This is a genomic window from Rathayibacter sp. AY1H2, from assembly GCF_002931985.1.
GTDB lineage: Bacteria > Actinomycetota > Actinomycetes > Actinomycetales > Microbacteriaceae > Rathayibacter.
In genome coordinates, this window is record NZ_PSUV01000001.1 from 272,471 (window position 1) to 296,976 (window position 24,506).

Consider the following 24,506-nt stretch of genomic DNA (forward strand, 5'->3'; position numbering starts at 1 on the left):
CCCGCGGTGCGCGGGAGGTCTCGAACGGCCGGGGCTCCCCGGGTCGTGCGGCGCCTAGAGGCGGGCGGGCGCCTGCGAGTGCGCGGCGTGCTCGTCGCGGAGCATGCCGAGCACCTGGGCGCGGAGGTCCTCCGGCGCCGTCTCCTTGCACGCCCGCTGCACGGCAACCGTGAGCACCACGCCGACCTTCGCCTCATCGGCGCAGTCGACGCATCCCGCCATGTGCTCGCGGATGTCGGCGGCGTCCTCCTTGCACAGCTCGTTGTGGAGGTACTCCTCGAGCTCGGCCTTCGCCTTCGTGCAGCCGCTGTCGGTCATTTCGTGCTCCCGGAAGTGAATGCGGCGCGGAATCCGCGCTCGCGTGCGTAGTCGGTGAGTCGTTCGCGCAGCATGCGCCGGCCGCGGTGCAGCCGGCTCATGACGGTCCCGACGGGGGTCTTCATGATGTCCGCGATCTCCTGGTAGGAGAAGCCTTCGACATCGGCGAAGTAGACGGCGAGCCGGAAGTCCTCCGGGATCGCCTGGAGCGCCTCCTTCACCGCGGTGTCGGGGAGGTGGTCGATCGCCTCCGCCTCGGCCGAGCGGCTGGAGGTGGCCGTGGTCGACTCGGCGCCGCCCAGCTGCCAGTCCTCGAGCTCGTCGATCGCGCTCTGGTAGGGCTCGCGCTGCTTCTTGCGGTACGAGTTGATGAACGTGTTCGTGAGGATGCGGTAGAGCCAGGCCTTCAGGTTGGTGCCCTGCTCGAACTGGCGGAACGCGCCGAACGCCTTCGCGAACGTCTCCTGTACGAGGTCCTGCGCGTCGGAGGGGTTCTTCGTCATCCGCAGACCGGCCGCGTAGAGCTGGTCGATGAAGGGCAGCGCCTGCTGCTCGAAGAGGGAGCGGAGATCGACGGGAGCCTCGACCGGGGCGTCGTCCAGCGACTCCTCGACGGTCTCCACGATCGTCTGCTCCGCGTCGGCGGGCTCGGGAGCCTCGTCGGCGGGGGTGGTGCGGGGTTCGTCGTCGCGAGTCATCACGAGCGATTCTAGAGCGGCGGCGCGGCGGACGACCGGGGTTGCGGCGCGAGGGCGCCTCCGGGCGACGGGCCTGCTGCTCCGGAGGACCGGGGGTGCTGCCGTCATGCTCCGCCTCCGTCACGCTCCTGACGACGCCCTGCGCGCCGACTATTCTGACAACCGATGGTCTTCTCGCGTTATTCCGCCCCCGAGTTCGATGCGTACGGCGACGCCCGTGCGCTCCCCGGCGACGACGCCTGGCCCGCACCCCTCGCGGCCGGCGCTCTCGACGCCGAGGTCGGCCTGCCCGGCTCCAAGTCGCTGACCAACCGGGAGCTGGTGCTCGCCGCTCTGGCGGACGGACCCTCCACGCTGCGGGCGCCGCTGCACTCCCGCGACAGCGCCCTGATGATCGAGGCGCTGCGCTCGCTCGGCACCACGATCCGGGAGTCCGGCTCGACCGGCGGCTTCGGCGCCGACCTGGTCGTGGAGCCCGCGGAGGAGCTGCTCGGCTCGACGACGATCGACTGCGGGCTCGCGGGCACCGTGATGCGCTTCGTCCCGCCGCTGGCCGGCCTCGCGCTCGGCCCCACCACCTTCGACGGCGACGCGTACGCGGCGAAGCGGCCGATGGGGGCGACGATCGCCTCCCTCCGCGCGCTCGGCGTCGACGTCGCCGACGACGGCCGCGGCGCGCTCCCCTTCACCGTCCACGGCTCCGGGGCCGTCCGGGGCGGCGACGTCGTCGTCGACGCCTCGCGGTCGAGCCAGTTCGTCTCGGCGCTCCTGCTGGCCGGCGCCCGCTTCGAGGAGGGACTGCACCTGCGCCATGAGGGCAGCGCCGTCCCCTCCCGGCCCCACATCGACATGACCGTCGCCGCACTGGCGGCACGGGGCGTCGAGGTCGGCACGCCCGCCGACGGCGAGTGGACCGTCGCGCCGCAGCCCATCGCCGGCGCCGACGTGCTGATCGAGCCCGACCTCTCGAACGCCGCGCCGTTCCTCGCTGCGGCCCTCGTAACGGGCGGCCGCGTCCGGCTTCGCCACTGGCCGGCCGTCACCACGCAGGTCGGGGCGCACCTCGAGCGGATCCTGCCGCTGTTCGGCGCCCGCGTCGAGCGCGACGGCGAGGACCTCGTGGTCACGGGCGGCGACGAGATCCTGGGCGTGGACCTCGACCTGTCGGAGGGAGGCGAGCTCGCCCCCGCCCTCGCCGCCCTCGCCGCGCTGGCCTCCACTCCCAGCACCCTGACCGGGATCGGCCACATCCGTCACCACGAGACGGACCGCCTCGCCGCCCTCGCCGCCGAGATCACCGGCCTCGGCGGCCGGGTCACGGAGCTCGAGGACGGTCTGCGCATCGAGCCGGCCGAGCTCCACGGCGGCCGCTGGCGCACCTACTCCGACCACCGCATGGCCCACGCCGGCGCTCTGATCGGCCTCGTGGTCCCCGGCGTGGTGATCGAGGACGTCGCGACGACAGCGAAGACCCTCCCGCAGTTCCCGGAGCTGTGGACGACCCTCGCCGGATCGGTCTGACCCGTGTCGTGGTGGACGGACAGCGGCCTCGACGCCGACGGTGCTCTCGACGACTTCGACGGGTACGACGAGTCGGACGCGCGGGTGCGCCCGAACCCGAAGGGCACGAAGCCCCGGACCAAGAACCGGCCCGCCTACGAGGACGCAGAGATCGCGATGGTGCTCGGCGTCGACCGGGGTCGCTACACGGTGATGATCGGCGACGGGACGCCCGAGGAGCACGAGTTCACGGCGGCCCGGGCCCGCGAGCTGCGGCGCCAGGCGATCGTGGCCGGCGACCGCGTCGACGTGGTCGGGGACTCCAGCGGCGACGAGGGGACGCTCGCCCGCATCGTCCGCATCCGCGAGCGGTCGACCCTCCTCCGCCGCAGCGCCGACGACACCGACGCGATCGAGCGCGTGATCGTCGCCAACGCCGACCAGATGCTCTGCGTGGTGGCCGCCGCCGACCCCGAGCCCCGGACCCGGCTGGTCGACCGCTACCTGGTCGCCGCCTTCGACGCCGGGATCACTCCGATGCTCTGCATCACCAAGACCGACCTCGCGGACCCGGCCCCGTTCCTCCGCAACTTCGAGGGGCTCGACCTCCGCGTGTTCCTCTCGAGCCAGGACGAGCCGCCGGTCGACGAGATCGCCGACGCCCTCCTCGGCCACGAGACCGTGGTCGTCGGGCACTCCGGAGTCGGCAAGTCCACCCTCGTGAACAAGCTCGTCCCGGACGCGCACCGGGCCATCGGGCGCGTGAACACGGTGACGGGCCGCGGCCGGCACACCTCGTCCTCCACCGTCTCGCTGCGCGTGGAGCGCGGCGACCGGCACGGCTGGGTGATCGACACCCCCGGCGTCCGCTCGTTCGGACTCGGCCACGTGAACACCGACAACATCCTCGGCGCGTTCACGACCCTCGCCGTGATCGCCCGGGACTGCCCGCGCGGCTGCACGCACCTGCCCGACTCCCCCGACTGCGCCATCATCGAGGCGGTCGAGGGCGGACTGCTGGGCGCCAGCGGACCGGAGCGCCTCGACTCGCTCCAGCGCCTCCTGACCACCTTCGCCACGACCGACGGAAGCAGACGATGACCGACCTCTCCCCCCTCCCCGCCGAGGCGCGCCTCGCCGCCGGCGACTCCGCTCCGGACTTCACGCTGCCGAACCAGGACGGCGAGCCCGTCTCGCTCGCGGACTACCGCGGACGGCGCGTCATCCTGTTCTTCTACCCCGAGGCCGACACCCCCGGCTGCACCACGGAGGCCTGCGACTTCCGCGACAACGCGGCGTCCCTCCGCGACTCCGGCTACGAGGTCCTCGGGATCTCGCGGGACGCTCCGGAGGCGCTGCGCCGCTGGGCCGACGCCCAGGGAATCGCGTACCCGCTGCTGAGCGACCCCGACATGACCGTGCACCGCGCGTACGCGGTGTGGGGCGAGAAGAGCCTCTACGGCAAGACCGTCGTCGGCGTGCTGCGCTCGACGTTCGTCGTCGGAGCCGAGGGAGCACTCGAGTTCGCGCAGTACGGCGTCCGGGCGACCGGGCACGTGCAGGCGCTCCGCAAGAAGCTGAAGCTCGTCTGACCCCGGGGCGCGCGGTGCGGGTCATCGCGCGCCACCGGCTCTCGGGTTGCCGCTCATCTGCGAGCATCTCTCATATCGACGTGAGCGGCACCGCCCGGTGCCCCGTCGGGACGAGGGGTGGTCAGGGTGCGCTCGAATGCTCGCAGGACGACGGCCGGAGCGGCGATCGCGGTCGTGGCCGCCGTGCTGGCGGGCTGCACGCCACCGGAGCCGGCGCTCACCGCCGCCAGGGTGCTGCAGGCGGTGTCCGTCGCCGTCTCGTCCGACGGGGGTGTCCGTGCGATCGAGGGGACGGCCCTCGGCGTCGGCGACGACCCGTCCGACACCTCGGCGACCACCACCGTCTACGATCCCGCCGAGGTCTCCGCGGACCTGCCGGTCCGTGTCCGGCCCTCGTGGCGCACCGCCGACGCCTCGGGCACCGATCCGGCCGAGCTCGCCGGGCGCTCGGGTCGGATCGAGATCTCGCTCGCGGTGGAGAACCTGACGGTCCGGCCCGAGGAGGTCGCGTTCGACGCGGCCGGTCGCGCAGCCCGCCGCAGCGCACTCGTCGGCGCTCCGCTGACGATCGCAGCCTCCGCGGTCCTGCCGGGCGTCCCGCCGAGCCGCGTCGTCACCGAGAGCGAGTCGGGTGCCGTCACCAACGGCGTGCTCAGCCGCGACGAGCACGGAGACGCCGTCGTGCAGTGGGCCTCTCTCCTCGCTCCCCCGGGCGGTGGCGCGACGGCGACGCTGACCCTCGTCGCCGACGTCGCCGACTTCTCCGTCCCCGCCTTCGACCTGGCGGTCCAGCCCGGCCTGAGCACCGACCCGACCACCGAGGGGGCGCTGGGCGCCGCGTTCGACTCCTCCGACGCCTCGCCGCTCGCCCTCGAGCGCCGCACGATCGAGGTCGTCACCGCGGTGGACGATCTGCTGACGCAGGCCGGCACCACCGTCGCCGAGGTGCGGGCCTCGCTCGACGCGACGTCCGAGACTCTCGGTGTCCGCACGGCCGAGGAGCTGCGGGCCGGCGCCGCCTCGACAGCGGCCTCGATGCAGAGCCTCTCCGTGCAGCTCGGCGCGCTCCGGGCACAGCTGTCGTCGACGGTCTCGGGCACCGAGTCCGACCTGCTGGCGCAGCTGTCCGAGGCGATCGACGCGGTGGACGCCCTGCTGGGCGACACATCGGCCGCGGTGCCGCCGCCGACGGTCTCGGGCAGCGGATGCGGAGTCGCCGTCGACGGCGGCCGCTCCGGCTCGATCCACTCGGAGCTGCTACGGCTCACGGCCGAGCTCGACGCGTACGGGACGGCGGCCGAGTCCTGCCGCGACGAGGTCGTCGCGGCTCTCCGTGCTGCCGCGGGGCCGGCACAGCCCTCCGCCGAGACCTGCACTGCACCCTCGACGACCTGCTCCCTCGCCGCCTCCGGAGCCGCCGTCGACACCGTGCTGCTCGGGATGCTCGATCGCGGGCAGGACCTCGTCGACTCCCTGCAGCCGGAGCTGATGGACGGCGTGCAGGCCGGGTTCGCCGCCCTCTCGAGCAGGGTGGACGCCGCGTCGGCCTCTGTGGACACCCTGGCCGACCCGGAGGGATCCGTCACCCGGGCGCTCGCCGCCCTGTCGGCGACGCTGGACGGGCTCGACGCGGACACCGCTGGCCTGGAGACGACGGTCGCCTCGGTCGGCGCCGCCGCCACGACCGCCCTGGACGAGCTCGGCACGCCGACCAGTGCGGGGTCGCTGTCGGCGCAGAGCCAGGAGCTGGCCGACCGGCTCTGCGAGCTGTCGCCGGCGACACAGTCCCCCGCTGCCGCACCCACGCCGACCGCGCGCCCGACGCGGGCACCCGTGGAGGTGGCGCGGGGCTCCGTCGAGGAGCTCCGCGCCTACCTGACCGCGAGGCCCTGCTCCGGCACGGGCCGCCTCGACGCTCCCGACGGCTATCCGGCCCCCCTGGCCGACCGGCTGAGCGACCAGGTCCACGCGTGGACCGCCGTCGCCTCCACCGTCGGCAGCACCGGCGCTAGTGCCGACCTCGCCGCCCTGCGCGCCGCGCTCACCACGGTCCGCGGAGGCGTGGCCGAGGCCGGCGCGACGGCCGGCTCGGACGACACGCGCCTCACCGGCCTGCTCGCCTCCCTCCGCACCGGCATCGGCGCGCTGACCGCTCAGCGCGACGCACTCGGCACCCGCATCGACGCTCTCGGTGCCCAGCAGGACGTTCTCGCACCGGCGATCCAGAAGGCGTTCGCTGAGGCGGACACGGCCGCCGCATCCGCGGTCACCGCACTCCTCGACGAGCAGGTGCGGCGGATCTCGACGCGCTCCGGCGCCGACGCCGACGCGGTCGTCGCGATGTTCGACCGGTCGGTCTCGAGCCTGCGCACGGCCTCCTCCGGCATCCGCTCCGACGGTGCGGCGACGGTGGACGCCGGGAACCGGGCTCTCCGCACCGCGGAGGCCCGGATCGGCGGGGCCGTCTCCGAGCGGACGCGTGCCTCCCTGGCCGGCATCGCGACGACGATCGACGCCTCGACCCGCGACACCGACGCGGCCGCCGCGCTCCTCGCAGCCGATCTGCACAAGGTGCTCCTGGACCTCGGCGACCGGACTGTCGGCGGCTCCGGCCTGCTCGGATCGATGACCACGAGTGCCGCGAAGGTCGGCACCGCCGACGTGCAGCTCGCCCTCGCCTCGCAGAGCGCACGGGGCTACGCCGCGGTGCGGTCCGAGGACGTCTCGGGCATCCTGCTGGCGCAGGCTCAGGAGCGGGCCTCCCTCCGAGCCGGGGATGCGCTTCCCGCGTTCCACCTCGACCTGCCCGAGGGCACGCGGACTCGGACGGTCTACTCCTTCCGGATCGGGGACGAGCGATGACCCGCCCGGGCAGGCGCGCGGCGCAGCACCCCCGCACCGCTCGACGGACCACGATGCTGGTCGGCGGCGCCGTCGCCCTCCTCGGCGTCAGCGGTGCCCTCGTCTCCCTTCTGCCGCCGCAGTCGGCTCCGATGACGGAGGTCGCCGCTCTGCCTGTCGGCTTCTCGTGCGCCCGGGTGCCCGAGCGGATGACGCTCGGGGTGGTGGTCTCGCTCAGCTCGGCTCCGGGCGAGGGCGCGGAATGGAAAGACGCGGCGAACGGCGCCGTCGTCGCCGCGCACCGGTCAGCGATGGGCGGCTGCGAGATCGGTCTCGTCGCCGTCGACGACCACGGGACGCCCGAGGGTGCCCGCGCCGCCGTCGAGGAGCTGACGGGGCAGGGCGTGTCCGGCCTCGTCCTCGCGACCGGTGGCGCGCACACCGCTGCGGCCGCAGACGCCGCTCGGGCCGCGGGGACAGCGGCCGTCCTCCCGTACGGAGGCGGCCCCGCCCTGCCCGGCGACGGCGTCTGGTCCCTCGGACCCGACACCGCCTCGGCCGACGCGGCACTCGTGGAGGAGGCCGGCGGAGGCGCCCGGGTACTCCTCGTCGACACCGGTGGAGGCACCCCGACCGGTCTCTCGCCCGCCGCGACGGTGACCGCCGATCCCGGCGCCACCGCGGACGTGATCATCACCGCCGCCCGCCCGCACCTCGAGGGCGAGCTGGCGGTCGAGCGGGTCGTCGTGTCCGGTCCCGCCGCGGCGCAGGCGACGGCGGTCGCCGCTCTGCAGGCGGCGGGGGCGTCCGTCCCGATCCTGCTCACGCCCGACGCGCTGAGCCCCGCCTTCGCTCCCGCCCTGGCCGCGGCCGGAGGCACCCTCTCGGGAGATCTGACGACGATCGGCACGGATACCGGCGACGCGGTCGCCCTCCGCGGCGACGAGCGCGGACGCGCCGCCTCCGCGTTCCTGGGGGCCGTGGAGATGACCGCCGACGATGCCGCGCGGGCGACCCTCCTCGGCGACCGTGCGTTCCGCGATCTCGCCGCGGTCGCGGACGCCCCCAGCCACGACGCCGTCGTGGCGCTGGTGCGAGCCGCGGCCGTCGCAGGCAGCAGGGAACCCGCGGCGGTCGCCGCCGCACTCCGGGGATCCACGATCGGACCGGCGGACGGCCTCGCCGGTCCGCCGCTCGACTTCGGCGCCGCGCACGCTCTGGACGCCCCGGCACTCCCCCTCCACTCCTCGCCGCAGCGTCTCGGCCTGCGGCCCGCCGACCCGCCGCTGCTCTGGTTCGCCGGACAGCCCCGACCGTGAGCCCCCGGTGCGACTCCTCCTCGATCTCGACGGCACCCGCTCCGACATCGACCTCGGCCGCCACCGCGACTCCGCGACACTCGGCGAGCTGATCGCCACCGCCACCGGGCACCGCCTCCCGCCCGGGACGGCCCTCGCCGTCGGCACCGCCCTGCATCCTGTGGAGACCCGGCTGGCCGATCTGCTGCTGCTCGAGGGAACGCGGATCGCCCGCTCCCCCCTGCCCCGACCTGCCGCGGCCCGCGGGTGGACGGCCGTGCTGTCGGGCGGTCTCGGCGCGGGAGCCGTGGTCGAGATCCCGCGGGCCCGCGCGCTGACCGTGGGCCGCTCCCCGCACGCCGACGTCGTCCTCGACACGGCGAGCGCCTCCTGGGAGCACTTCTCGGTGACCCGCGAGGGCGACGGCCTGCGGGTGCACGACGCCGACAGCACCAACGGCACCCTGGTCGACGGCGTCTCCGCGACCGGGGACGGGGTCCTCGTCTCCGACGCCGCGGTCGTGATCGCCGGTGGGGCGGCCCTCCTGCTGCGCCCCGCGCCCCCCGAGCTCCTCGCGCCCGAGCCGGGGAGCGCGGACAACGTCTCCGCGACGGCGACCGTGCCCTTCAACCGGCCGCCGCGACCGGGACGTCCGGCGGCCGGCGAGGCGGTCGTCCCGCCGGCCCGCCTCGAGATCGCCTCCGCCACGACCTTCAGCGTGATCACCGTCGCCGCGCCGCTCGTCCTCGCCTTCGCGATGGTCCTCATCATGGGCGATGCGCGCTACGCCCTCTTCGCCGCGCTCAGCCCCGTGGCCGGGGTGGGCCTGTGGTTCGAGCAGCGGCACCGGCACGCCCGAGCGACCCGGTCCGAGGAGCAGCGCTACGGCGAGGCGCTGCAGACGCTCCGCGACGACATCGCCCGTTCCGCGCGTGTCGAACGGGCCCGCCTCGAGGAGGACGCGCCCGACCCGGCGACGACGATCCGCCGGGCGGCGCTGCCCGCCACGTCGCTGTGGCAGCGGCGCGCGACCTCCGCCGATGTGCTCCGCCTGCACATCGGCGTCGGCGACGTCCCGTGGTCTCCCCCGCTCGATCAGCGCGGAGTGCCGCGGCTCGAGGAGGAGGTGCGCGCGATCCTGGCGGTGAGCGTCGTCCCGAGCGCGCCCGTGTCCATCGATCTCGCGGACTCGGGCGTCGTCGGGATCGTCGGCGACCGCGAGGGCGGCCTCGCTCTGGCGAGGAGCCTGCTCTGCCAGGCGGCGGTCCACTGCGGTCCGGCCGACCTGGCGATCGGGGTGTTCTGCGACCGGCGACGCGACTCCGACTGGAGCTGGGCCTCCTGGCTCCCCCATACGCGTCTGCCCGGGGGCGGACGCCGTCTCTCCGACCGGCGCGACCGCAGCTCCGAGCTCCTCCGCGCCCTCCGCGACGAGGACTCGCCGCGCGTGCTCCTGGTGCTCGACTCCGACGTGCTGACCGAGGGACGCGCCGCTCCGGCGCGCGAACTCCTCGGACTCGGCCGCGGCGAGCGCGAGGCGGCGACCCGGATCTCCGGCCTCGTGCTCGCGGCGTCGGAGGAGCAGCTCCCCGCCTCCTGCACGGTCGTCGTCCGGGTCGGAGCGGACGCCTCGGCGGTCCTCTCCCGGCCCGACGAGCGGATCACCGTCGAGGACGTGGTGCTCGCCGGTCTCGCCTCCTCCACGGCCGAGCGCTGTGCGCGCGACCTGGCGCGCTTCGAGGACCCGGAGCTCGTCACTGCGGGGGCGGCCCTCCCCGCGCTCGTGCGGCTGCCGCCCCTGCTGGGCGCCGATCGTCCGACCGCCGCGGACGTCCGGGGGTGGTGGTCGAGCGCCCGGGGCGTGCGCGCGCCCGTCGGCTCGTCCGAGCACGGTCCGCTCGTGCTCGATCTCGTCGCCGACGGCCCGCACGGCCTCGTCGGCGGCACCACGGGCTCGGGCAAGAGCGAGTTCCTGCGCTCCTTCGTGGCCGGCCTCGCGGCCTGGAACGATCCGACGCGCCTCACCTTCGTGCTCATCGACTTCAAGGGAGGTGCAGCGTTCGCGTCCTGCGAGCGGCTCCCGCACACGATCGGCACCATCAGCAACCTCGACGCCCAGCTCGCCGACCGCGCGCTGCGCTCGCTCGAGGCCGAGATGCGGCGTCGTCAGCGTCTCTTCGCCGCCGCCGGCGAGGGTGTCGACGACCTCGACGCGTACTGGGCCACCTCGCCGCCGGAGCCGATGCCGCGGCTCCTGCTCGTCGTCGACGAGTTCGCCGTTCTCGCGAAGGAGCATCCCGACGTCCTGACGTCCCTCGTGAGCGTCGCCGCGGTCGGCCGGACGCTCGGCGTGCACATGATCCTCGCCACCCAGCGTCCGGCCGGAGTGGTGAACGACGACATCCTCGCCAACACCAACCTCCGCGTCGCCCTCCGGGTGCAGAGCCGGGACGACTCCGCCGACGTGATCGGAGTCGCGAGCGCGGCCGGGATCTCCCGCTCCCAGACCGGCCGGGCGTACGTGAAGCGGGGCCAGAACGACATCTCGCCCGTCCAGACGGCGCTGGTCACCGGTCGCGCGGAGGCGGCGGCCGTCGAGGCGATCGAGGTCCGCCCGGTCGGACCCACGGGCGTCCCCGTCGAGGGCCCCTCCCCGGTCGCCGCCGACGAGACGGCCCCGACCGATCTCGACCTCCTGATCGACGCGGTGGTCGAGGCGGACGTCGCTTCGGGCTTCGGCCCTCCCCGCCCGATCTGGCCGGAGCCGCTCGAGGACACCGTGGCACTCAGCGGGTTCGGTGCGGAGGAGTCCGACCTCGGTCGCGTCGTCGGCGACGTCCTGCACGTCGCACTCTCGGACGACCCCGACCGGCAGCGCCGGACGCCGACCGGCTGGGATCTGGGCGAGGGGAACCTGCTCCTCATCGGCATCCCCGGCAGCGGCACCAGCACGGCGCTCGCGTCGATCGCGCTGACAGCCGCCCGCCACTTCCCCCCGGACGAGCTCGACCTCTACGTCCTCGCTGCCGGTTCCCGCGACTCCGCCCCGCTTGCGCGACTCCCGCACACCGTCTCCTACGTCGGCGCAGGTGGCGGATCCCACGAGAAGCAGACCCGGTTCCTCCGTCACCTGCGCGACGAGGTGCGCCGGCGCCGAGCATCGCCCGGGGGCCACCGTCGTGCGCTGGTGCTCGTCGACGGTCTCGCCACTCTGAAGGACGAGTTCCAGGACTGGGAGGGCCTGGCTCTGATGGAGGCGTTCACCCGCGCCTACGCCGACGGACCGGAGCTCGGCCTGCACTTCGCGGTGACGAGCACCCGGGCGAGGGCGATCCCCTCGGTGATGGAGGAGGTCACGACGCAGAAGTGGCTGTTCCGCCTCGCCGACCCGCAGGACTACGCCGCCGCCGGGGTGAAGCCGGTGCAGGCGCCGGCAGCGGTGCCGGGGCGCTGCGTTCTCACCTCGTCGCTCCTGCAGACGCAGGTCGCGACTCCGAGGGCCGGTCTCGACGACGCGATCGCCGAGCTCGCGGCCGCCTGGCCGGATGCGCGCGGCAGGACGAGCACGGTCGGCACGCTTCCTGACAGGGTCGCCGTGAGCGCGCTCGGGATCGAGGCTCGCTTCGATCGCGAGCCGTGGCTGCTCCCGATCGGCCTCGGCGAGTCGGACCTCGCCCCGCTGGCGTTCCAGGTCTTCGAGGGCGAGCACGTCGTCATCGCCGGACCCGCCCGATCGGGCAAGTCGACCGTGCTGCTCGCCCTGGCCGAGGCGGCGCGGGCCGCCGGCTCGGTCGCCGTCTGGGGAGTGTGCGATCGACGCTCCCCGCTGAGGGGCGCCGACCTCGACCGACTCGCTGTGGGCGCGGAGGAGCTCCGCACCCTCCTCGCGTCGCTGTCGACGGAGGAGGGTCCCGTGCTGCTCCTCCTTGACGACGCCGAGCGCTGGGACGACACCGACCAGGCGCTGATGAGGCTGGTCTCGTCGGGTCGCCCGGGACTCTGCGTCGTGCTGGCCGGCCGGTCGAGCGAGCTCCGCAGCCATTTCGGGAACTGGACGAAGAAGGCGGCGGCCTCCCGCTCCGTGCTGCTGCTCCAGCCCGACGTCGACAACGACGGCACTCTCCTCGGCGCGCAGATCCCGCGGCGCTTCCCCGTCCCGCTCACGGTGGGCCGGGGCTTCGTCAGCCTCGACGGCGAGATCCACTTCGTGCAGTCGGTCTCGCCGACGCCGGCGGACGGCGGCTGATCAGCGCCCTCGGGCGGGTGATCGCGCCTCCGCCACCGAGTCGATCGGCGCGTCCTCCTCGAGAGCGCTCCGATCACTCCTAGACGCACCGATGGAGGTGCGCGGAGGAAGGAGCGCGGAGACGACGAGCACGTCCCGCCCCCGCTCGCCGGAGCACGCAGGGGCGGGACGGCCGGTCAGCTCCCTCCGCCGGCGGCGAAGATGTTCTGCGAGATCGTCGCCAGCTGGCTGCGCAGCTCCTCGAGCTCCTGCTTGGCCTTCTCGAGGGCCGACTTCGTCTCCGGCCAGGTCGACGAGCGGAACTGCGAGGCCAGCGGACCGTCCCAGACGTTCGGATCGGACAGTGTCCGCCCCTGTGCGTCGAGCCGGCTGATCTGATCGGCGAGGCCGCCGTTGACGATCGACTGGATCTGCTGGATCGCGGACTTCGCCTCGTCGGTCGAGAGAACACGTGACATGGATCACACCTTTCTACCCCTGCGGACGGGACCGTCCCGCCCGCTCCCCACTCCACCGTCGTTTCATGAGGATGTCTCGTCATGGTAGAAGGCAAGACAGCACAAACGGCTCGCGTGGCGTCGACGGCTCGACACTGGCGCGGGAGGTCGACTCACTCGCGAGTGGTGATCGCGAAGGGACTGCTCGAGAGGTCCGAGAACGCGCCCACTCGGGCGCGCAGCTCGCAGGACGGAGTCACCGTGAGGGCGGTCACCGTCAGCCCGTCGGACGACACGGCGACCGCGCCGCCGCAGCCGTCGCTGAACCGCACGCCCTCCACTCCGCCCGCGATCGCGTCGAGCATGCTGCTCGCCGGCGCGGACGACGGCGTCGCGAGCAGGGGGTTCACGGGGTCGGCCCCGCTCGGCCAGACCGGCACCAGCGTCACCGGCAGCGGGGTCCGGCCGACCGTCCGCGCGGGAGTCTCGATCCGCACATCCCGCAGCCGCTGCACGGGATACGCCGTCCCGGTGACCGCAGGGTCGGCCACGGCCTGTGCCGTCGCAGACGCTGCCGCCGCCAGCCACCCGTCCAGGGCGCTCTGCTCGGCCACCGCGATCGGCACGGTCGCCGTGACGTCGACGATCCCCTGCGCCGGGACGTGCAGGTCCGTCAGGCTCCAACCGCAGCCGACCCCGACTCCGGTGACGCTCGGCCGGTTGCGCACCGCCGTCACTCCGGACCAGCTGGCCGCGGGGCACGCCGCCGCGGCGTCCGGGCCCGGCAGCACCTCGAGGAAGGACCCCGAGAGGGGCGCGCTCTGGGCGGAGTAGGAGATCTCGACGACCACGGCCCGTCGCTCCGCGTCCCAGGTGGCCGATCGCGTCACTCCGAGGCCCGTCGGCAGCGGCCGGTCCTGCTGCCGGGCCGACAGGTCGGCATCCGGCGCCGAGGCCCGTGCTCCGCCGCCGCGCGGCTGGACGGCGAGGAGCACCGCCCCGATGAGCAGGACGCCGGCGCCGAGGGCGGCGAGGATCATCCGCAGACGTCCGCCGCGCCCCCGCCGAGCTGGAGCCTCGAACGGCCGTTCCGCCAGGCGCAGCTCGCGGCGCGGCACCGGGCGGAGCACGGTCGCCTGCGACGACGGGCCGAGCTCGGGAGCGGGCCCCTCCTCCACCGGCTCCGACGACATCTCCACCGCCATCCCGCGGAGGACCGTGCCCGGACGCTCGGCCTCCTCGAACTCCGCCGCGCCCGCCGCAAGCGGCAGCGCCGGCAGCCCGGCCAGCGCCGGGGAGAGGCGTCGCAGGATCCCCGCCGCCTCCGCAGCCGTCGGCCGCGACGCCGGATCCTTCGCGAGCATCCGGTCCAGGAGCGACACGAGCCGCGGCGGCAGCTCCAGCGGCGGCGGGAGCATCGCGACGTGCCGGTAGGCGACCGCGACGTCGGCGCCGGGGCCCGCGAACGGGGTCCGGCCGCACAGCAGCTCGTAGAGCAGGATCCCCGTCGAGTAGACGTCGCTCGGCGGACCGGCTCGTCCGGTGGCGAGCATCTCGGGCGAGAGGTACTCCGGCGTCCCGATGACGCCCGTCGTCGCGCGCGGCCCCTCGGCGACCACGTGAGCGATGCCGAAGTCGGAGACGCGGACGGCGGAGCCCGCATCGTCCGCACCCTCCGCGAGCAGGACGTTGTCGGGCTTCACGTCCCGGTGGACCGTGCCGATCGCGTGCGCGGCGGCGAGAGCGTCGAGGATCGAGGCCGCCACGGGCAGCGCATCGACCGCCGGGAGGGTGCCCTCGTCCCGCAGCAGCTCCCGCAGCGATCCGCCGCCGACGAGCTCCATCACGATCCCGAGCGTCTCCCCCTCCACGACGAGGTCGAGCACCTCCACGACGTGCGGGTGTCGCAGACGGGTGAGCACCGACCTCTCACGGACGAACCGCTCGACCAGGCCCGCGTCGTGCACGTGCTCACCGCGGAGGAGCTTCGCCGCGCGGTCCGGCCCCTGCGCGTCGGCGACGCGCCACACCTCGCCCGCGGCACCCGAGCCGATCCGCTCGAGCAGGCGGTAGCGCGCCCCCAACGGATCCCCGGCACTCCTCGCCATGCCGCCTCCCGATCCGAGCTTCCGTCATCTTCGAGAGGAAACATAGCGGAGACCGCTCGGGCGGATCAGCGGTGGCGCATCGGCCTGATCAGAACCCCTCGTTGGCGCGCGGTGCGTAGTCGGCGCCCAGCGCCTCCAGCTCGTCGGCGGTCAGCTCCACGTCCAGCGACGCGACCGCGTCGTCGAGGTGGTGGAGCTTCGTGGCTCCGACGATCGGAGCGGTGACCGCCTCCTGCTGCTGGACCCAGGCGAGCGCCACCTGCGCACGGGGCACGCCGCGCTGCTCGGCGATGCGTGCGACGGTCGCGACGGTCCGCCGGTCGGCCTCCTCCTGCTGGCGGTAGAGGGTGCCGCCGAAGACGTCGGTCTCGGTGCGCGCCGTGGTCTCGTCCCAGTCGCGGGTGAGCCGGCCCCGGGCGAGCGGCGACCACGGGATCACGCCGACTCCCTGGTCGACGCAGAAGGGGTGCAGCTCGCGCTCGTCCTCGCGCTGGATCAGGTTGTACTGGTCCTGCATCGAGACGAACCGCGTCCAGCCGCCCAGATCCGCGGTGTACTGCGCCTTCGCGAACTGCCACGCCCACATGCTCGAGGCGCCGATGTAGCGCGCCCTGCCCGAGCGGACGACGTCGTGGAGCGTCTCCATCGTCTCCTCGATCGGCGTCTCGGGGTCCCAGCGGTGGATCTGGTAGAGGTCGACGTAGTCCGTGCCGAGACGCCGGAGGCTGTCGTCGATCGCGCTGAGGATGTGCCGCCGCGAGAGGCCGCCGCCGTTGGGGCCGGGGCGCATCCGCCCGTGGACCTTCGTGGCGATCACGACCTCCTCGCGGACCGCGAAGTCCGCGAGCGCCCGGCCGACGAACTCCTCGCTCGTGCCGTCGGAGTAGACGTCCGCCGTGTCGAACGTGGTGACGCCGAGCTCCAGCGCCCGCCGGAGGAAGGTCCGCGACTCCTCCTCGCCCATGCTCCAGCCGTGGGCACCGCGGTCGGGAGCGCCGAAGCTCATGCAGCCGAGGACGATCGAGGAGATCTGCAGGCCGCTGGAGCCGAGTCGGGTGGAGTCCATGCGCGTCGCTTCCGTGTCGAGGAGGGGGTCCCTCCAGCGTCGCACCCGCGAGCGGCGGCGCGCCAGCCGTCCGGCTACACGGCCGGATCGCGACGAGTGGCGGCGACCACGCTCGGGAGGAACAGCGCGACGACGGCCACCGCGGCCGGCGCCAGCAGCGCCCAGCCGATGTCGGGCACGGCGTACTGGCCCTGGAAGGCGCCGAGCGCCACGGCCATCATCACCAGCTGGATCGTCAGCGCCGACGCGCGCATCCAGCCGCGCCGTCGCACGGCGCCGAGCGTCGTCGCGGCGGCCCAGCACACGGCGATCAGCGCGAGGACGACGATGGCGATCCCTCCGCCGACCGTGTCGGCCCGGGTCGTCAGCAGCTCGAGCACGAGCCACGCCGCGACCCCGGCGACGGCGAGCGTCTCGAGGGCCAGGACCGCGATCAGCACCATCAGACCGAGCGGCCGGGAGGCGGTCGGGCGGGGTCCGCGGGACCCGTTCGCGTCAGCGGTCACAGGCACATCCCATCCAGGACTCTTGATTCGGGCTCATCCCCGTGACAGGCTAGTCCAGTTCGTTTCACCGCTCACAGGGTCGTGGGTTTCCGCCGATGTGAACATCCGATCCCGCCGCGCCGTCAGGCACGGGGGCGAGCCGGATGACCAGCACTGGAGCCGGGTGGCCGACGCAGTGCTCACGCATCGCGTCGAGTGCACCGGCAAGAACCGAGCGTTCTCCCGTCCACCACCCCGATCCACCCCGCGCTCCAGCACGGGGCCTCGTGGCGTGCGCCGGTGAGGGCGCGGAGGTCGAGTACTGGTCGGGATCGTCGGCGTGGATCGATCATCCCACCCGAACACTGCGTGGTTCCTCCACGCACGCCTTCACACAAGGAGCACCCGCATGGACTGGCGCGACAAGGCCGCTTGCCTCACCGCAGACCCCGAGCTTTTCTTCCCGGTCGGCAACACCGGCCCGGCCGTGGACCAGATCGAGAAGGCGAAGTCGGTGTGCGCACGCTGCACCGTCACCGAGGTCTGCCTCCAGTACGCCCTCGAGACCGGCCAGGACTCGGGCGTGTGGGGCGGCCTCAGCGAGGACGAGCGTCGCGCCCTGAAGCGCCGCGCCGCCCGCGCACGCCGCGCCTCCTAGGCGCACGAGCCGCTCGGCGGCACGAACGATCCCGACCCCCGTCGCCTCTCGGCAGCGGGGGTCGCGTCGTCTCCGGGCTCAGGAGCGGGCGCGCTCCAGCCACCGCAGCGGCACCTCGATGGTGACCTCGGTGCCGCGCCCGACCAGCGTGTGCCAGTCGATGGTGCCGCCGAGCTCGCCCTGGATGAGCGTGCGCACGATCTGCGTGCCCAGGCCCGATCCGACCTTGCCCTCCGGCAGCCCGACGCCCGTGTCGCGCACCTTCACCGTGAGCTCGTCATCGCTGCGCGAGGCGACGATCTCCACGTCGCCCTCCCGTCCGGCCAGGCCGTGCTCGACGGCGTTGGTGACCAGCTCGGTCAGGGCGAGGGCGAGCGGAGTCGCGTACTCGCTGGGCAGATTGCCGAAGCTCCCCGTCAGCTTCGGGTGCACCGTGGTGTTGTGGGTCGAGGCGACCTCGGCGATCAGCAGCAGTACCCGGTCGAAGACCGCGTCGAAGTCGACGTTCTGGTTCAGCCCCTCCGAGAGCGTGTCGTGCACGACCGCGATGGCGGCGACGCGGCGCATCGCCTGCGTGAGCGCCTCCCGGGCGAGGTCGGAGTGGGTGCGCCTGGCCTGGATCCGCAGCAGCGAGGCCACGGTCTGCAGGTTGTTCTTCACGCGGTGGTGGATCTCGCGGATCGTCGCGTCCTTGGTGATGAGCTCCCGCTCCTGGTGGCGCAGCTCCGTCACGTCGCGGCACAGGACGACGGCGCCGACCCGCTCGCCGCGGTCGCGGATCGGGATCGCGCGCAGCGACACCGTCACTCCGCGGGCCTCGATGTCGGTGCGCCACGGCGCCCGGCCGGTCACGACCAGCGGGAGCGACTCGTCGATGACGACCTTCCCCGCGATCAGCTTCGTGGTGACCTCGGCGAGCGACTCCCCCTCGAGCTCGTCGGCGAAGCCGATGCGGTTGAACGCCGAGAGGGCGTTGGGGCTCGCGAACGTGGTGACGCCGTCGACGTCCAGGCGGATCAGGCCGTCGGACGCGCGCGGCGCCCCGCGGCGAGGACCGGTCGGCGCGCCCAGATCGGGGAAGTCGCCCGAGGCGATCATCGAGAAGAGGTCGTTCGCGCAGTCGTTGAACGTCAGCTCCTGCCGGCTCGGCGTGCGCGTCTCGCTGAGGTTGGTGTGGCGCGTGACGACCGCGATGGGGCGGTCCGTCGTCCCGCCGTCGGAGGCCCCCAGGCGGCGCAGGACGGGCACCGCGCGCACGCGGGTGGGCGTCTCCTCGAACCAGTCCGGGGCGGAGGTGTCGACGATCCGCGCGGTCTCGAACGCCTCGACGACCTGGGCGCGCCACTCCGACTTGATCCTCTGCCCGACGAAGTCGCGGTAGAAGAGCGTCGCCGCGCTGCTGGGGCGCGCGTGGGCGACGGCGACGAAGCTGTCGTCGGCCGTGGGCACCCAGAGCACGATGTCGGCGAAGGCCAGGTCGGCGAGCAGCTGCAGGTCGCCGACGAGCAGGTGCAGCCATTCGACGTCCGCTTCGTCGGATCGGCCGTGGGAGAGGACGAGGTCACTGAGGGTCGACACCCGACAAGCCTAGGGCGCGGCCGGGCGGTGCACGCCGGGCTCGCTGTCCACAGCTCGGGACGGCCGACGATTATCCACAGTCTGCGCCTCTGCACTCCATGAGCATCCCTCGACTGCTTCGATGAGCTCGTCCTCGCGTGCCGACCCAGCGCGCCCCGCCCGTCGAGCAGAGAGGTGACCCGGACCCGTGAACAGCTCGTCCTGCCCCAGGAGATCGCCGCATGAGCCTTCCCCTCCACGCCTTCGACTACCGCACCCTCCCCCTCGACCCCGAGGCGGCCGTGGAGCGGCTCACCCTCGCGGAGTTCTTCGCCCCGCAGCCTGCGACCCGCGCGGAGCTGCCCGACCCGGAGCCCCTGCTCGCCCGGCTCACGCACCTCGTGATCGAGATCCTGGAGGGCTCGCGCGAGATCGACCAGATCGCGCGGTGGCTGAGCGACGAGGTCTACCACCACCTGCAGAAGCGGGTCGTGCTCGCGGCCCGCGCCCGCAGCCTGCGGAAGCGGACGGCGCAGCGCGTCCCGTTCACGGTCGGACGGGTGATCGTCACGGAGCCGCGGGACGGCGTCGTCGAGGGAGTGGTCCTGGTGCATCACCGCGCACGGAGCCGGGCCGTCGCGATCCGGCTCGAGGGCACGGACGCGCGCTGGCGTGCCACCGCGATCAACGTGCTGTGAGGAGCGGGTCAGCGCTCCCGGACGGCCGCACCGGCCGGGAGCACGATCTCCACTCCCCTGTCGCGCAGGGCCTCCTCGAGCTCCGGGGGCGGCGGTGACGAGATGATCCGCGCGACCGAGCTCCGCGACCTCCTCGGGGACGGCTTCACCGCCGCCGACTACGACCACATCGGCGGACTCCCTCCCCAGCCCGGCTCGCAAGCGGTGTGCGCAGCGGTGGAGTCGGCGCTCGAGGCCTGCTGCGTCCCCGGGCTCGTCCTCGAGACGGACCGGCCGACGACGATCGGCCTCGGCGACACCTTCGCCGGCGGCTTCGTCTCGGCTCTCGCGCGCGGCGAGTCCTGACGGCGGGCGAGGCCGGGCTCCGAGCCTCCGCAGGAACGCCGACGGCCCCGGACACCCGCTGCTGCGGGACCGGGGCCGAGGGCGTCGTCCGGGGAGGACTCAGCGGCGCTTGGACTGCGCGCGTCGCTCCTCGCGGTTGGCGGGGGCGTCCGAGCCGCCCGGCTTCTGGCCGAAGGCGCCGGTCGTCGGAGTCTCCTCCGCCTCGCCCTCGGGGAGCGCCTTGCGGGCCTCCTCGGCGCGGGCCTTCGCGGTGGCCGCCTGCTGCACCTGTCCGCGCTGGTCGCGGACCTCGACGCCGCCGGTGTCGCTCGGGGCCGAGTAGCTGAGCTTCTCGGCCGGAGCGACCGGCTGAGCGAGGCCCTTGGCCGCGACTCCGGCGACCTCGCCCTGCTTCTGGGTCACCTCGACCTCGAGGTTGAAGAGGAAGCCGACGGTCTCCTCGCGGATCTGCCCCATCATCTGCTGGAACAGGGCGAAGCCCTCGCGCTGGTACTCGACCAGCGGATCGCGCTGGGCCATCGCGCGCAGGCCGATGCCGTCCTTGAGGTAGTCCATCTCGTAGAGGTGGTCGCGCCAGCGGCGGTCGATCACCGAGAGCACGACGCGGCGCTCGAGCTCGCGCATGGCGGGAGAGCCCAGCTGCTCCTCGCGGTGCTGGTAGGCGAGCTGCGCGTCCGAGAGGATCTCGCGGCGCATGAACTCCTTGTTGATGCGGCCGCGGCTGCCCGCCTCCTGCACCACCTCGTCGATGGTGAGGCTGATCGGGTACAGCGTCTTCAGCTCGGTCCAGAGGGCGTCGAAGTCCCAGTCGTCGCCGTTGCCGTCGCCGGTGTGCACCTCGAGGATCTCGTCGATCACGTCGACGAGGAACTTCTGGGTGCGCTCGTGCAGGTCGTCGCCCTCGAGGATGTGGCGGCGGTCCGAGTAGATCGCCTCGCGCTGGCGGTTGAGGACGTCGTCGTACTTGAGGACGTTCTTGCGGATCTCGGCGTTGCGGGCCTCGACCTGCGACTGGGCGCTGCGGATGGCGCGCGAGACGACCTTCGACTCGATGGCGATGTCGTCCGGGACGTTGCCCCGGCCCATGAGCGCCTCGGCGGCGCCGGAGTTGAACAGGCGCATGAGGTCGTCGGTGAGCGAGAGGTAGAAGCGGCTCTCCCCCGGGTCGCCCTGGCGGCCCGAGCGTCCGCGGAGCTGGTTGTCGATGCGGCGCGACTCGTGGCGCTCGGTGCCGAGCACGTAGAGGCCGCCGGCGGCCTGGACCTTCTCGGCCTCCTCGCCCACCTTCTCCTTGACGGCGGCGAAGACCTCGTCCCACGCGGCCTCGTACTCCTCCGGGGTCTCGGAGGGGTTCAGGCCCTTGGCCGTCATCTCGGAGACCGCCAGGAACTCGGCGTTGCCGCCGAGCATGATGTCGGTGCCTCGACCGGCCATGTTGGTCGCGACGGTGACGGCGCCGAGGCGGCCGGCCTGGGCGACGATGGCCGCCTCCCGCGCGTGGTTCTTGGCGTTCAGGACCTCGTGGCGCACGCCCTTCTTGGCGAGCAGGCGCGAGAGGTACTCGCTCTTCTCGACGCTGGTCGTGCCGACGAGGACCGGCTGCCCGGCCGCGTGGCGCTCCGCGATGTCCTCGACGACCTGGGCGAACTTGACCTGCTCGTTCTTGTAGACGAGGTCGGCGTTGTCGATCCGCTGCATCTTGCGGTTCGTCGGGATCGGGACGACGCCGAGCTTGTAGGTCGACATGAACTCGGCGGCCTCGGTCTCGGCCGTTCCGGTCATGCCGGAGAGCTTCGCGTAGAGGCGGAAGTAGTTCTGGAGCGTGACGGTGGCCAGTGTCTGGTTCTCGGCCTTGACCTGCACACCCTCCTTCGCCTCGATGGCCTGGTGGATGCCCTCGTTGTAGCGGCGTCCGGCCAGGATGCGGCCGGTGTGCTCGTCGACGATCAGGACCTCGCCGTTCAGCACGACGTAGTCCTTGTCCTTCTTGAACAGCGCGCGCGCCTTGATGGCGTTGTTGAGGAACGAGATCAGCGGGGTGTTCGCCGACTCGTAGAGGTTGTCGATGCCGAGGTAGTCCTCGACCTTCTCGATGCCGGGCTCGAGGACGCCGACGGTGCGCTTCTTCTCGTCGACCTCGAAGTCCTCGCCCTCGTCGAGGCGCATGGCTAGGTTGGCGAACTCCGCGAACCAGCGGTTCGCCTCGCCCGACGCCGGTCCGGAGATGATCAGCGGGGTGCGGGCCTCGTCGATGAGGATCGAGTCGACCTCGTCGACGATGGCGTAGAAGTGGCCGCGCTGGACCATGTCCTGCGCCTGCCACGCCATGTTGTCGCGGAGGTAGTCGAAGCCGAACTCGTTGTTCGTGCCGTAGGTGATGTCGGCCGAGTACTGCTCACGGCGCTGCTCCGGGGTCTGGCCCGAGAGGATCACTCCGGTCGTCATGCCGAGGGCGCGGAACACACGCCCCATCAGCTCGGACTGGTACGACGCGAGGAAGTCGTTGACCGTGACGATGTGCACGCCGCGGCTGGCGATCGCGTTGAGGTAGGCCGGGAGGGTCGCGACGAGCGTCTTGCCCTCTCCGGTCTTCATCTCGGCGATGTTGCCCAGGTGCAGGGCGGCGCCGCCCATGAGCTGCACGTCGAAGTGGCGGAGGCCGAGCGTCCGGCGCGAGGCCTCGCGGACGGCGGCGAACGCCTCCGGCAGCAGGTCGTCGAGGGACTCGCCGTTCGAGTAGCGCTCGCGCAGCTCGACGGTCTCGTTCTTCAGCTCCTCGTCGCTGAGGTGCGTGAAGTCCTCTTCGAGGGCGTTGACGGCCTTCGCGTAGTTCTCGAGGCGGCGGATGACCCGCCCCTCCCCGACGCGAAGGACCTTTTCGAGGACAGAGGCCACGGGGTACTCCAAAAAAGTAGAAGACAGGAGTCGCGCGCCGGAGCGCGGACCGCGACCAGCCTAGCCGGGGCGGGCGGCGAGCGGTCGGGGCGACGCGTCCGCCCTGGGCGGACTCCCTGCCTGGGCACGGGGAGGGCCCCGGAGCGGATGCTCCGGGGCCCGGGGTCGGATCTCAGCCGGCGGCCTGCTCGGCGAGCTCGTCGGCCTCGTCGCCGAGGCCGATGACGCCGTAGTCCCAGCCCTTGCGGCGGTAGACCACGCTCGGGCGGTTCGTGTCGGAGTCGATGAAGAGGTAGAAGTCGTGTCCGACCAGCTCCATGTAGTCCACGGCGTCGTCGACGGTCATCGAGACGGAGGCGAAGACCTTCTTGCGGATGACGACGGGGCAGTACGGCTCCTCGACCTCGTCCTCGACCGGCTCCGGCGCCTCCTGCACGGGGATGACGCCTGTGCTCAGCTGCTCCAGCACCGCCGCGTCGGCCGGCTGGATGGCGACGACGCTGAAGTCGTCGGCGGCCGCGTCGCGGAGCGAGGTCGGCCGATGCTGGCCCCGATGGACCTTCTTCCGGTCCTTGGCGCGTCTCACCCGTTCGAGCAGCCGGCCGATGGCGACGTCGAACGCCGCGTACTTGTCGGCTCCGCTCGCCTCGGCCCGGACCACGGGCCCCTTGCCGATCAGCGTCAGCTCCACGCGGTCGCCGCCGGCCGAGCCCTTGCCCTCGGCGTGCCTGCTCGCCTTGATCTCGAGTGCGAGAGCACGATCGGCGAGGTGCGCCACCTTGTCCGACTTCTCCGTCGCGTACGCGCGGAAGCGATCGGTGATGTCGATGTTGCGTCCTGTGATGTCGATGTCCATGACAACCTCCCAGTCGAGTACGGCGTGCCGCCTTTCTCCGGGGCGGACCGTTCACGCCGTGCCCCCACCGTAGACCCCGGCCACCGGATCGTCACCGGGAGTTCGTCCGGATTCTGCTGCTACGTTCCCTCCTCGTTGCGCGGTGCCGGCCAGGGCCGCCGCGGCCCGGACCGTCCCGCCGGCCGCACGCACGGCGCGCCGGAGCTCGAGCAGGGTCGCGCCGGAGGTGACCACGTCGTCGACGAGGACCACCGGCGGCCACGACGAGAGCGGACGGCAGGCGCGGAACGCCCCGTCGAGGTTGCCGCGCCGCTCGATGCGGCCGAGCCCGACCTGGTCGCGGACCATCCGCGACCGCCGGAGAGGACGCGCCGCCCGCCCTCCCGCCGCGGCGACCAGCTGCGCGACGGGATCGGCGCCCCGCCGCACGCGGCCGAGCCAGGAGCCGGGCGGGACGACCAGGATCGCGGGGCTGCCGGCGAGCGCCGCACCCAGGGCGGGACGCAGCAGCGCGCCGAGCGGGGCGAGGCAGGCCGTGCGGCCCTCCTCCTTCAGCGCGACGACGAGGCGGCGCACCGTGCCCTCGTAGGGGGCACCGGTGACGACGAGGAGCGGATCGTCCGGCGGCCCGACGACGCGGGTCAGCAGGCAGGCCGAGGCGGCCGCGTCGGCCGAGCAGTCCGGACAGGGCGCCCGGCTCGTCGGCTCTCCGCAGGCGGGGCACTCCAGCGGGAGGAGGACGGCGAGGGCGTCGAGCAGGTGATCGGAGAGCATGCCTCCACGTTCGCCGTCCGGGCCGCGGCGCGGGGGGTGGATCCGTCGGATCGGGACGATCCGCCCGCCCGACGCGCCTGGGGAGGAGCATCCGGGGAGCGCTCCGTCGTCGACAGGGCTCGTCGCCGCCGACA

At 73.3% G+C, this 24,506-nt stretch carries 19 protein-coding genes; 9 read left to right on the top strand and 10 right to left on the bottom strand.

Annotation, left to right across the window (positions count from 1 at the left end; all coding sequences use genetic code 11):
* Positions 1–54: 54 nt before the first annotated feature.
* Entirely contained in the window at positions 55–318 is a 264-nt protein-coding gene (locus C5C29_RS01230; protein ID WP_104224116.1) for a zf-HC2 domain-containing protein, read from the bottom strand.
* Positions 315–1,016 carry a sigma-70 family RNA polymerase sigma factor gene (locus C5C29_RS01235; protein ID WP_104224117.1) on the bottom strand — a complete coding sequence of 234 codons (702 nt, stop codon included), beginning with the start codon at positions 1,014–1,016 and terminating at the stop codon, positions 315–317. The genes C5C29_RS01230 and C5C29_RS01235 overlap by 4 nt, the downstream gene beginning before the upstream one ends.
* A 165-nt stretch (positions 1,017–1,181) precedes the next feature.
* Between C5C29_RS01235 and aroA the strand changes: the two genes are divergently transcribed.
* The 6 genes from aroA to C5C29_RS01265 all read left to right on the top strand — a co-directional run bounded on the left by aroA (position 1,182) and on the right by C5C29_RS01265 (position 12,493).
* A complete protein-coding gene (gene aroA / locus C5C29_RS01240) occupies positions 1,182–2,537 on the top strand; it encodes a 3-phosphoshikimate 1-carboxyvinyltransferase (RefSeq protein ID WP_104224118.1) in 1,356 nt (451 codons plus the stop codon).
* A 3-nt stretch (positions 2,538–2,540) separates the two neighbouring features.
* A complete protein-coding gene (rsgA, locus tag C5C29_RS01245; protein WP_104224119.1) occupies positions 2,541–3,617 on the top strand; it encodes a ribosome small subunit-dependent GTPase A in 1,077 nt (358 codons plus the stop codon).
* Positions 3,614–4,108: a thioredoxin-dependent thiol peroxidase gene (bcp, locus tag C5C29_RS01250; protein WP_104224120.1), complete on the top strand. Its 495-nt coding sequence runs from the start codon at positions 3,614–3,616 to the stop codon at positions 4,106–4,108. The genes rsgA and bcp overlap by 4 nt, the downstream gene beginning before the upstream one ends.
* Positions 4,109–4,234: 126 nt before the next feature.
* Complete coding sequence (locus tag C5C29_RS01255) at positions 4,235–6,970, top strand: hypothetical protein (protein WP_146082259.1); 2,736 nt, start codon at positions 4,235–4,237, stop codon at positions 6,968–6,970.
* A complete protein-coding gene (locus C5C29_RS01260) occupies positions 6,967–8,268 on the top strand; it encodes an ABC transporter substrate-binding protein (protein WP_104224122.1) in 1,302 nt (433 codons plus the stop codon). The genes C5C29_RS01255 and C5C29_RS01260 overlap by 4 nt, the downstream gene beginning before the upstream one ends.
* 7 nt (positions 8,269–8,275) lie before the next feature.
* Positions 8,276–12,493, top strand: coding sequence for an FtsK/SpoIIIE domain-containing protein (locus tag C5C29_RS01265; protein WP_104224123.1), 4,218 nt, complete (start codon positions 8,276–8,278; stop codon positions 12,491–12,493).
* Between the two features lie 176 nt (positions 12,494–12,669).
* Here C5C29_RS01265 and C5C29_RS01270 read toward each other — a convergent pair whose 3' ends face one another.
* From C5C29_RS01270 to C5C29_RS01285, 4 genes are all read right to left on the bottom strand, one after another.
* The gene (locus tag C5C29_RS01270) at positions 12,670–12,951 is read right to left on the bottom strand and encodes a pyrophosphorylase (RefSeq protein ID WP_104224124.1); all 282 of its coding nucleotides are present in this window, start codon (positions 12,949–12,951) and stop codon (positions 12,670–12,672) included.
* 152 nt (positions 12,952–13,103) lie between these two features.
* Positions 13,104–15,038 (bottom strand): serine/threonine-protein kinase, encoded by a 1,935-nt coding sequence (locus tag C5C29_RS01275; protein ID WP_104224125.1) that lies wholly within the window; start codon positions 15,036–15,038, stop codon positions 13,104–13,106.
* A gap of 88 nt (positions 15,039–15,126) precedes the next feature.
* Positions 15,127–16,104, bottom strand: a complete 978-nt coding sequence (locus C5C29_RS01280) for an aldo/keto reductase (RefSeq protein WP_104224126.1) — start codon at positions 16,102–16,104, stop codon at positions 15,127–15,129.
* 74 nt (positions 16,105–16,178) lie between these two features.
* Positions 16,179–16,610, bottom strand: a complete 432-nt coding sequence (locus tag C5C29_RS01285) for a hypothetical protein (protein ID WP_104224127.1) — start codon at positions 16,608–16,610, stop codon at positions 16,179–16,181.
* A gap of 388 nt (positions 16,611–16,998) precedes the next feature.
* Here C5C29_RS01285 and C5C29_RS01290 point away from each other — a divergent pair, with 388 nt between their 5' ends.
* Positions 16,999–17,247: a WhiB family transcriptional regulator gene (locus C5C29_RS01290; protein ID WP_055788231.1), complete on the top strand. Its 249-nt coding sequence runs from the start codon at positions 16,999–17,001 to the stop codon at positions 17,245–17,247.
* Positions 17,248–17,325: 78 nt separating this feature from the next.
* On the opposite strand, the gene C5C29_RS01295 is transcribed toward C5C29_RS01290, so the two are convergent.
* Positions 17,326–18,825, bottom strand: a complete 1,500-nt coding sequence (locus tag C5C29_RS01295) for a sensor histidine kinase (RefSeq protein ID WP_104224128.1) — start codon at positions 18,823–18,825, stop codon at positions 17,326–17,328.
* A 221-nt stretch (positions 18,826–19,046) separates the two neighbouring features.
* Here C5C29_RS01295 and C5C29_RS01300 point away from each other — a divergent pair, with 221 nt between their 5' ends.
* Entirely contained in the window at positions 19,047–19,502 is a 456-nt protein-coding gene (locus tag C5C29_RS01300) for an Rv3235 family protein (RefSeq protein ID WP_219812326.1), read from the top strand.
* A gap of 102 nt (positions 19,503–19,604) precedes the next feature.
* On the top strand, positions 19,605–19,847 hold the full coding sequence (locus C5C29_RS01305; RefSeq protein WP_104224129.1) for a hypothetical protein: 243 nt from the start codon (positions 19,605–19,607) through the stop codon (positions 19,845–19,847).
* A gap of 99 nt (positions 19,848–19,946) precedes the next feature.
* On the opposite strand, the gene secA is transcribed toward C5C29_RS01305, so the two are convergent.
* The 3 genes from secA to C5C29_RS01320 all read right to left on the bottom strand — a co-directional run bounded on the left by secA (position 19,947) and on the right by C5C29_RS01320 (position 24,372).
* Positions 19,947–22,742 carry a preprotein translocase subunit SecA gene (gene secA / locus C5C29_RS01310; protein ID WP_104224130.1) on the bottom strand — a complete coding sequence of 932 codons (2,796 nt, stop codon included), beginning with the start codon at positions 22,740–22,742 and terminating at the stop codon, positions 19,947–19,949.
* A 172-nt stretch (positions 22,743–22,914) separates the two neighbouring features.
* A complete protein-coding gene (hpf, locus tag C5C29_RS01315; protein WP_104224131.1) occupies positions 22,915–23,598 on the bottom strand; it encodes a ribosome hibernation-promoting factor, HPF/YfiA family in 684 nt (227 codons plus the stop codon).
* A 51-nt stretch (positions 23,599–23,649) separates the two neighbouring features.
* Positions 23,650–24,372, bottom strand: coding sequence for a ComF family protein (locus tag C5C29_RS01320; protein ID WP_104224132.1), 723 nt, complete (start codon positions 24,370–24,372; stop codon positions 23,650–23,652).
* Positions 24,373–24,506: the final 134 nt, after the last annotated feature.